Origin of the sequence: Paenibacillus sp. FSL H3-0286, assembly GCF_045040705.1 — a bacterium.
GTDB lineage: Bacteria > Bacillota > Bacilli > Paenibacillales > Paenibacillaceae > Paenibacillus_AQ > Paenibacillus_AQ odorifer.
On record NZ_CP150285.1, the window covers coordinates 984,054 to 1,000,602 of the forward strand.

Annotated in this window: 10 protein-coding genes; 5 read left to right on the top strand and 5 right to left on the bottom strand. The window is 44.6% G+C overall.

Going from position 1 to position 16,549, the window contains the following annotated elements; genetic code table 11:
• Positions 1–2: 2 nt before the first annotated feature.
• The 4 genes from MHB37_RS04290 to MHB37_RS04305 form a co-directional block, all read right to left on the bottom strand.
• Positions 3–1,835 carry a sensor histidine kinase gene (locus MHB37_RS04290; protein ID WP_076130665.1) on the bottom strand — a complete coding sequence of 611 codons (1,833 nt, stop codon included), beginning with the start codon at positions 1,833–1,835 and terminating at the stop codon, positions 3–5.
• A 35-nt stretch (positions 1,836–1,870) separates the two neighbouring features.
• On the bottom strand, positions 1,871–2,704 hold the full coding sequence (locus MHB37_RS04295) for a carbohydrate ABC transporter permease (RefSeq protein ID WP_076130664.1): 834 nt from the start codon (positions 2,702–2,704) through the stop codon (positions 1,871–1,873).
• 2 nt (positions 2,705–2,706) lie between these two features.
• Complete coding sequence (locus MHB37_RS04300) at positions 2,707–3,600, bottom strand: carbohydrate ABC transporter permease (protein WP_076105422.1); 894 nt, start codon at positions 3,598–3,600, stop codon at positions 2,707–2,709.
• A gap of 107 nt (positions 3,601–3,707) precedes the next feature.
• The gene (locus tag MHB37_RS04305; RefSeq protein WP_076130663.1) at positions 3,708–5,054 is read right to left on the bottom strand and encodes an ABC transporter substrate-binding protein; all 1,347 of its coding nucleotides are present in this window, start codon (positions 5,052–5,054) and stop codon (positions 3,708–3,710) included.
• Positions 5,055–5,366: 312 nt separating this feature from the next.
• Here MHB37_RS04305 and MHB37_RS04310 point away from each other — a divergent pair, with 312 nt between their 5' ends.
• From MHB37_RS04310 to thrC, 5 genes are all read left to right on the top strand, one after another.
• Positions 5,367–7,919, top strand: coding sequence for a glycosyl hydrolase 2 galactose-binding domain-containing protein (locus tag MHB37_RS04310; RefSeq protein ID WP_076130662.1), 2,553 nt, complete (start codon positions 5,367–5,369; stop codon positions 7,917–7,919).
• A 25-nt stretch (positions 7,920–7,944) separates the two neighbouring features.
• Positions 7,945–10,098 (top strand): alpha-galactosidase, encoded by a 2,154-nt coding sequence (locus tag MHB37_RS04315; protein ID WP_076130661.1) that lies wholly within the window; start codon positions 7,945–7,947, stop codon positions 10,096–10,098.
• 325 nt (positions 10,099–10,423) lie between these two features.
• Positions 10,424–11,389 carry an alpha/beta fold hydrolase gene (locus MHB37_RS04320; RefSeq protein ID WP_076130678.1) on the top strand — a complete coding sequence of 322 codons (966 nt, stop codon included), beginning with the start codon at positions 10,424–10,426 and terminating at the stop codon, positions 11,387–11,389.
• 1,592 nt (positions 11,390–12,981) lie between these two features.
• On the top strand, positions 12,982–13,485 hold the full coding sequence (locus MHB37_RS04325) for a CYTH domain-containing protein (protein WP_036680734.1): 504 nt from the start codon (positions 12,982–12,984) through the stop codon (positions 13,483–13,485).
• Between the two features lie 248 nt (positions 13,486–13,733).
• Positions 13,734–15,125, top strand: a complete 1,392-nt coding sequence (gene thrC / locus MHB37_RS04330; protein WP_405168977.1) for a threonine synthase — start codon at positions 13,734–13,736, stop codon at positions 15,123–15,125.
• Positions 15,126–15,212: 87 nt separating this feature from the next.
• Here the strand turns inward: thrC and MHB37_RS04335 are convergent, their stop codons facing one another.
• Positions 15,213–16,487, bottom strand: coding sequence for a helix-turn-helix domain-containing protein (locus tag MHB37_RS04335; RefSeq protein ID WP_340011964.1), 1,275 nt, complete (start codon positions 16,485–16,487; stop codon positions 15,213–15,215).
• Positions 16,488–16,549: the final 62 nt, after the last annotated feature.

Below are 16,549 nucleotides of genomic sequence, written 5' to 3' on the forward strand. Positions count from 1 at the left end.
TCCTAAATAAATTCATCTTCACTGAATTTAGCGTTAATATCCGCAATGCGCAGGGTAACACGAGTGCCGATTCCAAGCTCACTCTCAACAAGCAGACCAAACGAACTGCCGTAATGCAGGCGAATTCTTTCATTTACATTTCGTAGTCCAATCCCGAACCTTTCATTGTCCGTTCCAGTCTGCAGACTATTGTTTAAGGAACGAAGGGTGGCTTCATCCATACCGATCCCATCATCTTCTACACAGAATACGGCATCTCCATGCTCGCTCCATGCGGTGATGCTCAAGGTGCCCGGTCCTACCTTTTGATCCAAACCGTGAAAGACAGCATTTTCTACGATCGGTTGAAAGACAAGCTTAATAACAGGAAGATGAAGGAATTCGTCCGGCACGTCGATGTTAAGTCTGAACTTGTCTGGGAATCGGATTTCCAGCAGCTGATAATAATTTCTCACATGATCTAGCTCTTGTCTAATTGTAACAGCCTCTTCGTTTCGGACAATGCTGTAACGCATTTGAAGCCCAAGTAAATAGGTTAGCTTCGCCACACGTGGATCATCATTGCTCTCTGCAAGCATGCGGATGGATTCCAGCGTATTATAAATAAAATGGGGATTAATCTGGTTTTGAAGCGCCCGCATATCAGCCTTTTGCTTCCGTTTCTCCGTGATGGACACTTCTTGTAACAGATCTTTGATCCTTATGATCATCCGATTAAAATGACTGCCCAGCATCCCAATTTCATCATTATATTTGGAATGCTGCCAGACATCCAGATTACCATGCTGCACCCGTTTCATTAAGCGGACCAAGGATTTAAGGGGTTTGGTCAGGGCATGGGAAATTATAGTCGCAACAAAAAGTGCAAAAGCAATGATAATCAGTGTGGTCAAGATAAGCGTATTACGATTCTTTTGTACAGGGGACAGGATACGTGTTAAAGGAATCGTAACCATAGTGGTCCACCCGGTCTGTTTCGAGACGGTATACACTGCAAGATAAGACTGGCCATTCAAGTCTATTTGAAAATGATCCTGCTGCTGATTTACTTGCTGCAGCAACAGCTTTGTATTCAGAGTTTGTGTATCGGCAGCCAGATTCGGAACCGCGGAATCTTCACTGGCATAAATCAGATCTCCATTGTTATCTACAATGAACGTGTTTCCTTGCGTAACTGCATTTACGGGATCGATAATGCCCTTAAACAGATTGATGTCTACATCGAAAACGAGAATTCCTATATTCTGCAATGTGCTTACAGAGTTAATCGTACGCAGAACACTAAAGACCTCTTTATGGACATTCGAGTTGGTGCGGATCGTATGTCTGCCCTGAATGACAGGCGCTGCTCCGGCATCTTCACTCATGGTTCTCCATTTGGCTAATCGTTCCTCTGGATACAGTTCATTAATTCCAGCGTCTTTATCATAAAAGACAGAACCGTACTGATCCACCAAATACACGGCAATGATCTCTTCCTTAGTATGATTCAAATAGCTAAGGAACATCGCCATGCCCGTATTTTTTTCCCAGTCGGTATTTTGCTGTGTCAGGTAGACTTGCACATCGGTGTTATACAGCGGCAGGGCTGTATATCTTTTGAGGTCGGCAATATATCGGTCGATGGTATCTGAAGCATTCGATGTCATTTGACCCGCACCGTCAGTCGCATTCACAAGAACCGAGTTGAACATGGAGCGGGACGATAGATAACTTACATAAGTGATCGGCAGAGAGATCAGAAAGACAAAGATAACGATCAGCTTGCGCTCCATCGGTAGATTGGCAAGGAACAACCACATTTTGCGTAAAGTTAACCGGATGTATGATAGCATTTGCGTTGTTCCTTTCCTGTAATAAGCTACCTACCTTATTTGACCGCTCCACTGGTTACGCCTTCAAAGATGTAACGCTGCAGGAAGAAATATAGAATTACTGTTGGCAGCAGGATAAGCAGAATAGCCGCACAGATTAAATTCCATTCCCCCGAATTGACCCCTTGAAAACGCATTAGGATCGTCGTAACTACACCAAGGCTTTGTTTCGGCATGTAGAGGTAAGGGATGTACATGTCATTGTAAATGCTAATGGTTTTCAGAATAATCAAAGTAGCCGTAGCTGGCGTAAGTAAAGGGAAAATAATCGACCGATAGATTCTGAACAGAGAGGCACCTTCTACCATCGCACTTTCATCGAGATCCACGGGAATATTACGGATAAATTGCAGATATAAAATAATTTGAATTACATCCGCTCCAATATAAAGCACGATCGGGGCGCCAAGTGTATTGTAAAGCCCCATGCTTTTGATGATACCAAAAGTCGCCACTTGTGTCGTGATACTAGGAATAATGGTGGCTACTAGATATGCACCGAAGACAACGGGTTTCAATTTGAAAGAGAAGCGTCCCAATACAAATGCTACCATAGTGCCGAACAGAATGTTCAGAATTAAAGTAATAGCTATAATGATTAACACATTACCAAATCCGTTAAGTAGACCCCCACGCTGGAAGACGGCAGTGAAATTATCGAAATTCAAAAAGCTTTTTGGCAGTGCCATGGAGCTGCTGCTGTTAAATTCGTCAGTGGATTTAAAGGCATTGACGATGACCACATACGGAGGAAAGAGTACAACAAATACGCCGATAAGCAGCGAGAAGTATTTAATAACATCTGTGAAGCGAAATTTGGAGTATGTCATATCTATTTGTCCCCTCCCCGGCTTAGAACTAGTTGCTGTACCAACAGTACGATGACGACAAAGAAAAGCAAGATAATACTCATGGCAGAAGCGAGGCCATAATTATTGTAAGCAAATGCTGTATCTACAACTTTTTGTACGTATGTTTCGCTGGCGCCTGCGGGGCCGCCCTTGGTCAACACGAAGGGGAGATCGAATACTTCCAGTGCCCCTGTGACGGTAAGAAATAAGTTAAGCTGGATGACTGGCTTCATATTCGGTAAAGTAATTCTCCAAAGTGTTTGAAAAGGTCCGGCACCATCGATCTTTGAGGCCTCATAGATATCGTTTGGAATGGCCTGCAAGGAGGCGATGTAGATTACCATGTTATAACCCATGAAACGCCAAAATCCTGTGGACGCCAGAGAATAGTTAACCAGTCCTTCTGTTCCAAGCCAACTGGTTTGTCCTAGTCCGGTAAGACCGATGCTATTCAGGAACATATTCAGAGAGCCATTGGTGGTGTCAAAGACATAACCAAACATAAAGGCGACGGCGACACCGTTCATAATGTAAGGGAGGAACAATAAGATTCGAAATGCATTTTTTCCTTTCAACTTACTATTGAGCACAATCGCAAAATAAATAGCGACGATATTCTGGAGAATTCCCATCGCGAAATAAGCAAAGTTATGGGTAAATACCTTGAAAATATCGGGGTTGGAGAAGACTTCGCGGTAATTATCGAGACCGACCCAAGGCTTCTCAGGGCTATAGCCATCCCAATTCGTAAAGCTGTAATAAATCAGCTTGAGTGCCGGATAATACGTGAATGTTGCGAGCAGCAACAAAGGAATCGTGAGGAAGGATACAATGATAATCGTCTTCTGTTTGTTATAGGAAAGTGTTCCGAACATCGCTAGCCCTTCTTTCATAAAAACGTGGTATGGAAAGGCAAAATGGATTATCCGTAAAAGCAATAATCCATTTTGCTCCGTAGTGTACTTCGAATCAAAAGCTCAAATTAATAACCGAGGTCCTTCTTGGCTTTAGCCCAAGCTTTATTCCACTTGTCTAATACGGTTTGTGGATCTTTGGCAAGTACAAATTCCTGTACAACAGCAGGGAGATCCAGTTGTGCCTTGTTGCCGATCTCTGTAACCTTTGCATCGTCAACAGTTCCTTCTACCAGTTCTACTCCGGTAGCTTGGAATTCTTTCAGCTGAGTCAGATTGGATTCCTTGCCTTTTAATGGAGAGATAAAGCCGGCGAAATCCTCATAACCTGAATCTTCAATCATCCATTTTACGAAGGCTTTAGCTGCCTCTAAATTTTTGCTGTTTTTGGCAACGGCATAGAAGAAGTCAGGGCTAAGGGTAGCAGATGGTTTACCCGAATTGTCATAAGGGAATGGGAAGAAGCCAACATTGTCTGAAGAAGCGCCTGCTCCGATAACTTGGTTAATAACCCAGTTGCCAAGATAGTACATAGCGAATTTGCCGGAAGCGATGTCCTTTTTCGATTGCTCCCAGTTGGTGGAGTTGATGTCTTTTTCCAGATAGCCTTTTTCATTGAGCTCTCTAAGTAGGCTGAAAGCTTTGCCATAACCGTTGTCCATAGTGAATGGTGTTTCAGAGTTCAGCTTAGCATTTGGAAAATCAGGATTGCCTTCAATTAAGCGTGGTGTGTCATAAGCCCAAGTACCAAGTGGCCATTTGTCTTTAAAGTTAGAGGACATTGGAATAACACCTTTTGCTTTCAGCTTCTCGCAGGCAGCCAGGAATTCATCCCAAGTCTTAGGCGTTTCGGTGATGCCGGCATCAGTGAATGCTGTTTTGTTATAAACAATACCGGAAGTAGAGTTCCCTGTAGTAATTCCGTAAAGCTTACCATCAAAGGATTTGAAGTCTTTAAAGGTGATCTGATCGTTCAAGCCGAGATCATCCAGTGAAGCAAAATATTTCGGCAGGTCGGAGTTAGGGATGGAAGGAATAAACATAACGTCTGGAAGCTCGCCGCTGGCCATTCTGACTTTAGCCTGTTGGTTATAGTCGGTTTGGGAAGCTTCGAATTCGACTTTAATGTTCGGGTATTTTTCATTAAAGCGCTTTAAATATTCGTCATATTCTTTGCCGATCATATCTGTTCTGTTAGTTAGGAAGGTGATTTTGCCGCTGATATCAGCTCCTGCTGCAGGTTCGGCAGTTGCATTCGTGTCACCGCCGGTATTCTCTGCGTTAGTTGCTGCGGGCTTTTCAGTTGCGGCAGCACCGTTATTCGTGGTGTTGTCATTATTCGAACCACAGCCAGCAAGTGTTGAAGATAAGACCATAATCATAACAAAGGATAACGAAAATAACTTATTTCTCATAGCTTAATCCCCTTTTCGTTTTTATTGTTAGCGTTTACATGAACATTATAGCTTTATCGAAGCCGTTAATAAATGTATTGTATTATTATTTATTGTCTTTATTTGTTTTGTTTCTGCGTTTATAATTAGCATGTACCTAACAATCAGATAACAAAATACAAAGAATATCAAAAGGGTTCAATGAATTAATTGAAGTCTTATGCTATTTTTGAGAAGTCTATGCTTACAAAACTTTAGGCATCTGCTTCCGAAGCGAGTTTTGCGCGAAGTCATTCAGAGAAGTCTATGCTTACAAAACTTTTAGGAGGTATTATGAAACATTTGCATATGAATCTTGCGAAGTGGGAATTTAGAGGCTGTGGTGATGAGGAGTGGCTTCCGGCGACTGTGCCAGGTACAGTCCATACGGATTTACTAAAGAACGGGAAGATTTCAGACCCCTTTTATGGAACAAATGAACATGATCTACAGTGGATCGATAAGAAGGACTGGGAATATCAAACCTCGTTGCAGTTGGGGGAAGAGTGGCAGGAGCTTGCTTGTACGGAGCTAGTTTTTGAGGGACTGGATACTTATGCAGATGTGTACGTGAATAATGTACATGTGCTCGCTGCTGATAATATGTTTCTGGCATGGAAAGTGGATGTCAAAGATCAGTTAAAGACTGGAGAAAATAATATACGGGTGAAGTTCCGCTCTGTGGTTAAGGAAGATTTACCGAAATTAGCGAAGCTGGGTTACGCGCTGCCTGCCTCGAATGATCAATCCGAGCTTGGGGGATTAGATGAACAACGGATTAGTATTTTTGCGCGCAAAGCACCTTATCATTACGGCTGGGATTGGGGCCCGCGTTTCTTGACCAGTGGAATATGGCGTGCGGCAGCTCTGGTGGGACGTGACACCGTTCAAATTACAGACCTCTATATCCGTCAAAATGTGATTGCTAAGGAAGAAGCTCGCCTGACCGCAATTGTAGAAGTGGATGCTCCTGCTGCTTGGCGGGGAATGCTGCGAATAAGTGCCGATGGTTTGGAGTGGATGCAAGCGGTTACTTTAGAAGAAGGCAAGCAGCAATTAGAGATGAATATTGTTATATCCGAGCCACAGCTCTGGTGGTGCAGAGGGCTCGGAGAGCCTCATTTATATACATTCCAGGCAGAATTGATACAAGATGCGGAAGTAGAGGTTAGCAAAAGTGTAAAAACCGGACTCCGCAGTATTGAATTGATTCGGGAGCGTGATGCCAAAGGAGCTTCGTTTTCTTTTGCGCTGAATGGAGTTTCCGTCTTCGCCAAAGGTGCCAATCATATTCCAAATGACAGCTTCACCACAGAAGTAACCGAGGAGCGGTATCGGCATGAAATTGCCACGGCAGTAGAATCGAATATGAATATGCTGCGCGTTTGGGGCGGCGGTATATATGAAGAAGATATTTTTTATCAGCTCTGTGATGAATACGGACTGCTGGTCTGGCAGGACTTTATGTTCGCTTGCAGTATGTATCCCGGAGACGAGGCGTTCCTTGAAAATGTGAAAAAAGAAGCCGAATATAACGTCAAAAGATTGCGCAATCATCCCTGCATCGCCTTATGGTGTGGCAACAACGAGATTGATTCGGCCTGGTCACAGTTCGAGGAAAATATGGGCTGGGGCTGGAAAGAAAAACTCGGGGCTGAGCAAAGAGCGACAATGTGGGCCGATTATATTAAAATCTTCCACCGTATTCTGCCGGAGGCTGTAGCCGCGTTCCATCCGGGAGTGGACTACTGGCCGTCTTCGCCGTTGCGGGAGCTGACTGGCGATATTAATCAGCATGCGACGCGGATTGTGGGCGAAGGGGATGTGCATTACTGGGGCGTGTGGCACGGAATCGAACCTTTTGAGAACTATAATACAAAGGTTGGCCGCTTCATGAGTGAATATGGCTTCCAGTCGTTCCCGGAACTAAAAACGGTAATGAGCTATGCGGAAGAGCAGGATTTGGAGCTTACCTCAGAGGTGATGCTGGCGCATCAGAAGAATGGTCGCGGTAATCTGCTGATCAAAGAATATATGGATATGTATCTGCCGCAGCCAAAGGACTTCAAAGCCTTTTTATATATGAGTCAAATCCTGCAAGCCGAAGCGATCCGAATCGCGATTGAAAGCCACAGAAGAAATAAACCTTATTGTATGGGCACTTTATACTGGCAGATGAATGATTGCTGGCCGGTGGCTTCTTGGGCGGGCATGGATTATAACGGGCGCTGGAAAGCCCTGCAATATACCGTGCGTTCAAGCTTCAAAGATGTTCTGTTGTCTATCGACGGTACAGACCGTGAGAAGGTAGACATTCATGTCGTATCTGATTTAAGAACAGCAGTGAGCGCTGAGTTGGTGCTTACTTTGTATCAGTTTAACGGTTCGGTGCTGCGAGAGTGGGCACATCCCGTTGAGCTGGGAGCTGATTCTGCTGCTATCGTATTCTCGTCTCCTGTGGCAGACCTGCTAGAAGGTCAAGGGGGGGGTGATGTATTGCTTGGAATTGGCTTGCAGGCGGATGGCCAGGTGATAGATCACAAGCTGCATTATTTTACTCCGGAAAAAGAAATTCCGTTGCAGCGCTCAGTAATTACCGTGCTGGAAACTCCAGAGAGCGGTGGATTAAGCTTCACCGTGACCAGTGATGTATTGGCTAGAGGTGTATACCTGACTTCGGAAGAGGAAGGAATATTCTCTGACAATTATTTTGACCTTCTCCCAGGTCAGACCAAGACGATAGAGTTCTCACAACGCGGGAACGATGGAAGAGACTGGATTCCTGCCGCACCTAAAGGGCTAAAGGTTCAATCGATGGTTGATTTTGTGAGCGAAGATTTGCTGTAAATCCTAAGGAGAGAAGGACTGGCACATGGGGATTTTAGTTCAGGAAGATAAGGGATTATTCCATTTACAGAGCGCAGGGATGAGTTATATTCTTCAGCTTGTTAATGATTATCCGGCACATGTGTATTGGGGCAAGAAGCTGCGTAGTGGCAGCAATTTGGAAGGGCTGTTGAATCTGGGAGGAAATACGGGTCTCGACCGGCTCCCGCAGGAATATCCCCAATACGGCACGGGAGATTTCAGAACACCTGCTTATCAAGTTCGGCTCGAAGACGGCACTCGTATTACAGAGCTGAAATACAGCGGGTACCGGGTAGTTGAGGGTAAACCCTCACTGCCGGGTCTGCCATCTGTATATGTTGAGTCTGCGCAAGAAGCACAGACGTTGGAGCTTACACTTAAGGATGATTACGCCAAGCTGAGTGTTATTTTGCGCTATACGGTTTTTGAACATACCAACGTAATCACCCGCTCTGTGGAGTTCACCAATGCGGGGGAAACACAGCTGCGATTGCAGCGTGCACTGAGTGCTAGTGTCGATTTCTCGTCTGGCGATATGGATATGATCTATTTGGCAGGAGCTTGGTCAAGGGAAGGTAATCTGACCCGTAGACGTCTGGTGCAAGGGGGTACGACCATTGGGAGCCGCAGAGGGATGAGCAGCCACCAGTTAAATCCATTTGCAGCGCTGGTGAAACCTGAAACGGATGAAAATCATGGAGAGGCCTACGGCTTCAGTCTTGTATATAGTGGAGGCTTTGAAGCTGAGGCAGAGGTCGATTCCTTCGGGATGACCCGGTTTACGATGGGGCTGAATTCATTTGATTTCTCCTGGCTGCTGGAGCCGGGCGAACAATTCCAGACCCCAGAAGTAGTGATGGTGTATTCTTCCGAGGGGATCGGGGAAATGTCGAGAACCTATCATCGCCTGTACCGGACCCGTTTATGCAGAGGGTTATATAGAGATAAGGAACGGCCCATTCTGGTCAACAATTGGGAAGCCACCTATTTCAACTTCGATGCGGATAAATTGGAGTCGATTGCCGCGGAAGGAGCGAAACTCGGGATAGAGCTATTCGTACTGGACGACGGCTGGTTTGGCAAAAGAGATGCAGATAACTCCTCTCTCGGAGACTGGGTAGAGGATCTGCGCAAGCTTCCAGGCGGATTATCTGATGTCGCACAGCGCGTGAATAATCTAGGTTTGCAGTTTGGCCTCTGGTTCGAGCCGGAGATGATCTCGCCAGACAGCGAGCTCTATCGTAAGCATCCCGACTGGTGTCTGCATGTGCCGGGACGCCGCCGCAGCGAAGCCCGCTGGCAATTGGTGCTGGACTATACTCGGGAGGATGTACGTCAGTACATTTATGAGTCACTGTCCCGGATTTTCTCGACCGTGCCTATTAGTTATGTGAAATGGGATATGAACCGTTGTTTAACGGAGATTGGCTCTGCAGAGTTACCTTCTGAACGCCAAGGGGAAACCGCACATCGTTATGTGCTTGGTCTGTATGAGCTATTGGAGCGAATAACTTCAGAGTTTCCGTATATCCTGTTCGAGAGCTGCTGTAGTGGTGGCGGCCGCTTCGACCCAGGCATGCTGCATTACATGCCGCAGACCTGGACCAGTGACGATACCGATGCTGTGGAACGACTGAAGATTCAGTATGGAACAAGTCTGGTGTATCCGGTTAGTTCGATAGGCGCGCATGTGTCTGCCGTGCCGAATCATCAGGTAGGACGGATCACCCCGCTGTCTTTTCGTGGAGATGTAGCTATGTCCGGTAATTTCGGTTATGAGCTGGATCTTACGAAGTTTACAGACGAAGAGAAGGAACTTGTGAAGGAACAGGTTGCGAACTATAAACAAATCCGCAGTCTTGTGCAGCAAGGGAATCTGTACCGGCTGCAAAGCCCGTTTGAGGGCAATGAGACAGCATGGATGTTCGTGTCCGATGATCAGCGAGAGGCATTAGTTTATTACTTCCGGGTAATGGCTGTGCCGCACCCGCCCCGCCGTAGCCTGAAGCTGAATGGTTTAAATCCGGAGCTGGATTACATTCTGGAGGCAAGTGGTGAGGTTTACGGTGGTGATCGGCTAATGCAGGCTGGACTGGCTCTGCCGGATATCCAGCAGGATTTTGTTAGCGGATGTTATAAATTGAAGGTGCAGGAATAGAGTTTATTGTAAGTCATCAGCAAGCCATGAGCCTAGCTCGTGGTTTGCTTTTTTTGTTCAAAGATGAATTTGAATCAGCTGAAGCTGCGGATGGCAAGGCAGCCTTGATCGTATCCACCTCCACACATATATTCCTCCTGTTATGGCATCCTGTGCAGCTACCCTTGTGCATGACGCTATAGCTTTTTTTGCATGTTCATATTCCGTTCATATTGAGGTCATAGAGAGTACATCTTCATTGGTTAATCTTAGCTTAGCAGTTAGTTATGGTAGTCCAAAACACAGCTGATGACAGGAGAAGATACGAGTGGAAATAAAAGAAAGAATGAAAATGAAGGCGGGCACGAGAACAAGTAAAATACTAAACATACTACTTAAAGTAGTAGGAGCAATAATCATCGCAATCGTGCTTTTTCTCGCTATTGTCTATACAGTTAATTTAATCAGCAATAAATCGGAACAAAATAAAATAGAACCCTATGGTCAGTTAGTACCCGTAGATGGGAAAAACATGAATGTTTATATTCAAGGAAAAGGTGAAGAAACAGTCGTGCTACTACCGGGTTATGGCACAGCAGCGCCAGCTCTTGATTTTAAAGCATTAATAGATGAACTGTCGCCGTTTTACAAAGTTGTCATGATTGAGCCTTTTGGGTATGGATTAAGTGATCTGACCAAAAAGGAGCGCAGCACAGAGAATATTGTAAGTGAAATTCATGAAGCTTTACAGGCTCTTAATATTGACCGTTATATTCTAATGGGCCACTCTATTTCAGGCATATATGGACTAGATTATGTTAACAAGTATGAAAATGAAGTGAGTGCATTTGTCGGGCTTGATAGTAGTGTTCCATCGATAAGCGAGAGGAAGATCGAAGCTTCGGAATTAAGAGCTATAAATCTGCTCAAAAAATCAGGTTTAATCAGATTGCAAATGAAATTTAGTGCTGACCCAATTGCTGAACTACCATTTGATGATAAAACAAAAGAACAAATGAGACTGATCAATCGCAAAAACATATTTAATCCCACCCAATTAAATGAAGCTGGAATGATGTATTCTAATTTTAAATCAGCTGAAAGCTTAAGATTTCCTAAAAATCTTCCTCTTATTTTCTTTATACAAGCGAATCAACCAGCAACGGATAGATGGATACCAGAGCATGAAAAGCAAATCAAGGACTCTGTGCATGGAAAAATAGTGAAGTTTGAAGAGGGACATTATTTATATCGCACTAAAGCAAAAGAAATCGTAAAAGACTTTCAGGCATTTATGAAAGAAATAAAATAAGTGCTGCCGTCGAGCCGACCGGATTTCAGGATTTCCTCTGATTTTCGTTCGGGTTTTTATTATTCTGTAAGATATGGGGGAGTGCCACCAGTAACGATGGTCTAATCTTTAGGTTTGGTCTGGGATAAGAATGAGAAGGCGTCGGCTACATTTAATGGAGAGTCTCTTGGTTGCTGCTAGGTTCCTAGGTACCCTGCTTCGGATCGGACTCAGGAGTCCTTATTTGCTAGAAAAGAGGCAATTGAGGTTACTTTCGGACCCCAGCGACGTTATTGGCTAATTATCGCGACCATATGGGGTGTTTTGGAGTAAATAGCTGCACCTGAGTCCGATACCATCTCAAATATGCGTTTTTTTCGCAAATAGTGGCTATACGGTCCGTAAGTGAATGGGGAGTAGGGGTGGTATGAGAGAGTATGAGAAAGTATGAGGGAGTATGAGGGAGTATGAGGTAGTATGAGGTAGTATGAGGGGGTTCCACCAGTTAACGATGGTCTAATCTTTAGGGTTTGGTCGGTGATAAGAATGAGAAGGGGCTGACTGCATATGATGGAGAGTTCCCTTGGTTGCTGCTAGGTTCCTAGGTACCCTGCTTCGGATCGGACTCAGGAGTCCTTATTTGCTAGAAAAGAGGCAATTGGGACTACTTTCGGACCCCAGCGACGTTATTGGCTAATTATCGCGACCGTATGGGGCGTTTTGGAGTAAATAGCTGCACCTGAGTCCGATAGCTTCTCAAAAAAGCGTTTTTTTCGCAAATAGCGTCTGTGCGGTCCGTAAGTAAATAGGGAGTAGGGGTGGTATGAGAAAGTATAAGGGAGTATGAGGGAGTATGAGGTAGTATGAGGGGGTTCCACCAGTTAACGATGGTCTAATCTTTAGGGTTTGGTCGGGGATAAGAATGAGAAGGCGCCGACTACATATGATGGAGAGTTCCCTTGGTTGCTGCTAGGTTCCTAGGTACCCTGCTTCGGATCGGACTCAGGAGTCCTTATTTGCTAAAAAAGAGGCAATTGGGACTACTTTCGGACCCCAGTGACGTTATTGGCTAATTATCGCGACCGCATGGGGTGTTTTGGAGTAAATAGCTGCACCTGAGTCCGATACCATCTCAAATATGCGTTTTTTTCGCAAATAGTGGCTATACGGTCCGTAAGTAAATGGGTGAGTACGACCCGTGGAGCGTGACCAACTAAGTGAATGGGTGAGTGCGACCAGTAGCGCGTGATCAACTAATCGAATGGGTGAGTACGACCAGTAGCGCGTGACCAACTAAGTGAGTGGGTGAGTGCGACCAGTGGAGCGGAACCAACTAATCGAATGGGTAAGTACGACCAGTGGCGAGTGATCAACTCATCGAATGGTGATTTCCAATGATCGCCGGCTGACTCGCTAATTATCCGTAGTTTCCAGTAATCTATGGTGAGCCCTATCTCCCACAACCTCCATAAATCCCACAATGAGCACCACGGTAGCCTTTTTTAAGCTAGAGCATGTCCTATTTCCCTATAATCCACATTGACTTGGGTTTGTCACACCCCTATGATGATTATTAATATAAAAATATATGACACGAAGAGGAGCGAAACATCATGGCTTTGGAGATCGAACGCAAGTTTCTGCTGCCGGAATTTCCGGAGCAGCTGATTCAAAAGGGAGAATTGAAGATTGTTACCCGTCATAATATCGATCAGACATATCTGGCAATAGATGGTGGTCAAGAGCTTCGTGTGCGTAAAATTACGGATCTGGACTCAGGTGAGGTAACCTACACGCATACGTTTAAGGATGGCAAAGGGATCAAACGCGAAGAGATCGAATATTTTATCTCAGAGGGTTTATATAATCAGATGATCGAAGCGGTAAATGCGGTAGCTTTGGTCAAAGAGCGAATTACAGCGGTGTGGAATGGCACAACGGTTGAGATCGACGTATATTCCCAGCTGAAATTGTCCGTATTGGAGGTTGAATTTGAATCTCTGGAGGAAGCGGAAAGCTTTAAAGAGCCGGAATGGTTCGGTAAAGATGTTAGTACAGAACGGCAGTACAGCAACAAAACGGTCTGGAGAGAGCTGCAAAATAAGACAAAGAATTAACGGACTTTAGCGCGTAAACGTGGTAGTATATAGGGAAAACAAGCAGAAATAGCTTTATCATCCCTAACTAGCTTAAGGATAACGTTTAGGGTGAAACTTATAGTTAATTATAAGAATTTATAAGTGGTGCAACTATAATAGCCTTATATTTCTGCGAGAAACAGTTGTCTTCTATATTGGACGACAACGTTGTTTCTTCTTATCATATATTCTTGTCATATATTAACGAGGGGTTCAGGAGGATGAGCATGAAGTTTATAAGCACAAGAGGTAATGTGGAACCTAAAGGTTTTATTGATACGGTGTTGATGGGACTTGCGGACGACGGTGGGCTGATGGTTCCATCCGAGATTCCAGTGGTTTCAGCAGCAACGTTGGAAGAGTGGAGAAGTCTCAGCTATCAGGAGTTGTTCCTGAAGATTGTTGCCTATTACACCAATGATGAGATTCCTTACGAGGATTTGCAGGAAATGGTCAACACCAGTTATGCCAATTTCCGCACACCTGAAGTAACGCCTATACACCAAGTGGATGATTCTTTATATGTCCTTGAATTGTTCCATGGGCCTACTTTTGCTTTCAAGGATGTAGCGCTGCAGTTTATGGGTGAGCTGTATTCATATATTTCCAAAAAACTAAACAAAATCATCCACATCCTCGGTGCAACCTCTGGGGATACTGGAGCGGCGGCCATTCAAGGTGTACGCGGCAAAGAAGGCATCAAGATCTGTATTCTCCATCCACATGGCAAGGTAAGTAAAGTGCAGGAGCTGCAGATGACTACGGTGGACGACAGCAATGTACTGAATCTGTCTGTTCATGGTAACTTTGATGATTGCCAGAAGGTGATTAAGGATCTGTTCGCAGATCTGGACTTTAAAGGTCGGTATCATCTGCGTGCAATTAATTCCATTAACTTTGTGCGGATTCTGGCGCAGACTGTTTATTATTTCTATGCATATCTGCATGTCGATGGCAGCAACGAGAAGAAGATTAATATCAGCGTGCCTTCCGGTAACTTCGGTAATATTTTCTCGGGTTATTTGGCTAAGCAAATGGGGCTTCCTATTAACAAGCTAATCATTGCTACGAATGAAAATAATATTTTGGAGCGTTTCGTGAATACTGGCGAATACAAACCAGGTAATTTCACAAGCACTTACAGCCCTTCGATGGACATCCAAGTGGCAAGTAATTTCGAACGGTATCTGTATTATCTGGTAGGCGAGGATTCTGAGAAGTTATCCGCGTATATGTCCAAGCTGCAAACCGAAGGCAAGATTACGGTTGAAGGCGAGGCGCTTCAGCAGGTGCAGAAGGATTTTGCAGCGCTGGGTGTGAAGAATGATCAATGCTTGAATACGATCGCTAAGTATCAAAAAGAACACGGCTACCTGCTTGATCCACATACAGCATGTGGAATCGCGGCTTACGAAGCTTTTAATGGCCCGGATGAGATTGGCATTACCTTTGCGACTGCACATCCAGCTAAGTTCGATGAGGCAATTACTTTGATTGATATTAAGCAGGAATTCCCGGCACAGATTAAAGCATTGTTCGAGATGCCACAACATCAAACCGTAGTGGATCATGACAAGGATGAAATCGTGCGTCAGCTGCAAGCTTTTTACGGATTGTAATATCATATACTGTTCTACTTCACAGCACAGCCCCCGTTCTTGGGATAAGAACGGGGGCTGTTTGTGTGTTTATAGTAGCTTCTAACATTAACGTTGCGGCGTACGGGTCTGCTCCCTAACTTTTTCACAAAAAGCAGCGACCTTGTAAGAGACATAGTACGACAGCATTTTTTCAGAATCGGTAAAGTCGGTGTCCAGCAGTCTGCTGATAAGATCGAGCTTATATCTGAGTGTATTCCGGTGAATGTACAGCTCGTCTGAGGTAATCTGCATGTTCCGGTTATTTTTGAGATAAACGTAAAAGGTATGATACAGATTGGACTGGTGCACAGTATCGTATTCTTGAAGCTTGAGCAGCTCTGGATGGTAGTAGTTATTATCCTCGTTAAACACAACATCAGCAGAGAGCATCTCATAGAGCTGGATATCTGAATAGTAAGTCAGCTGCTGCTGCGGGCTGAGAATGGTACCGATCCGAATAGCGTTTCGGGAGTGAAGATAGTGTCTCCTACATTGCGTAAGATTAGTGAACATATTGCTGATGCCAAGCGAGATGCCGGTTTGGGCTAGAAATTCCTGCAGCTGCTTATTTACAAGCTCTTTGGAGAGATTTCCATCATGGATCATTACAATCTGCCCGTCATAATAGGTGGAAGGACTGCCCGGAAAAAGCTGTTGCAAACGTTCTCTTAAATAATCATCATAACGGCCTGAACCTTCATACCAGGTAAGATCGAACAGCAGCACAAGCAGCTGATTCCCGAACTTTAGTCCTGCACTCCGCATCCTGTCCTGAATAATCCGGTTGTCCTGAAGCTGTTCCTCTAGCAATGCGCAGATAAAATCTTCAACTTTTATATTTTTGGCGTTGCGATAGTAGCTATTTTTGCCCATCTCTTCGGCAAGTATGGTAGCGGTGATGGACAGCAGCTCGTTATCTCTGGCGCGAAAAGGATTTGTGCATCCTAGAAGCAATACATTGCCGATTTGTTTGCCGGCTACTTTTATTTTGGAGATCAGTTTGGAGTTTGACGTTTCCTCGCAGGTTACCTCATAAGATTCATCGCTTTGTTTCCCACGCTGGACACTGTTCATTTTGCTCACAGCCGCAATGAAGTCGTAAGAGCAATAACCTTTGCGGATATTATCACTCCATATGTAATCGTCGATATCGGAAAGGTCAGAGTGAGCTACAATTTTGAAGCTGCAATCAAATACAATGACGGGATTCTGCAGTAGCTCGGCAGCTGTCTGTACGATAGCTGAAAGGCCTGCACCTGAAATGTATGCAGTAAACAAAGATGCGGTATAATGCTCCATTTCGATTTTACCTGATACTTGCTCATTTAAGGAAACATCCATTCATATCGCCCCCTGGTTCAATAATAGTGCAATATGCACTATAAAGAAGTGATTTTTGGTGC

Bases quoted from the DNA above. Each gene is read 5' to 3' on its own strand.
- MHB37_RS04290 (WP_076130665.1), bottom strand. From the start codon at position 1,835: ATGCTATCATACATCCGGTTAACTTTACGCAAAATGTGGTTGTTCCTT.
- MHB37_RS04320 (WP_076130678.1), top strand. From the start codon at position 10,424: ATGAAAATGAAGGCGGGCACGAGAACAAGTAAAATACTAAACATACTA.
- MHB37_RS04335 (WP_340011964.1), bottom strand. From the start codon at position 16,487: ATGGATGTTTCCTTAAATGAGCAAGTATCAGGTAAAATCGAAATGGAG.
- MHB37_RS04300 (WP_076105422.1), bottom strand. From the start codon at position 3,600: ATGTTCGGAACACTTTCCTATAACAAACAGAAGACGATTATCATTGTA.
- MHB37_RS04310 (WP_076130662.1), top strand. From the start codon at position 5,367: ATGAAACATTTGCATATGAATCTTGCGAAGTGGGAATTTAGAGGCTGT.
- MHB37_RS04305 (WP_076130663.1), bottom strand. From the start codon at position 5,054: ATGAGAAATAAGTTATTTTCGTTATCCTTTGTTATGATTATGGTCTTA.
- MHB37_RS04295 (WP_076130664.1), bottom strand. From the start codon at position 2,704: ATGACATACTCCAAATTTCGCTTCACAGATGTTATTAAATACTTCTCG.
- thrC (WP_405168977.1), top strand. From the start codon at position 13,734: ATGAAGTTTATAAGCACAAGAGGTAATGTGGAACCTAAAGGTTTTATT.
- MHB37_RS04315 (WP_076130661.1), top strand. From the start codon at position 7,945: ATGGGGATTTTAGTTCAGGAAGATAAGGGATTATTCCATTTACAGAGC.
- MHB37_RS04325 (WP_036680734.1), top strand. From the start codon at position 12,982: ATGGCTTTGGAGATCGAACGCAAGTTTCTGCTGCCGGAATTTCCGGAG.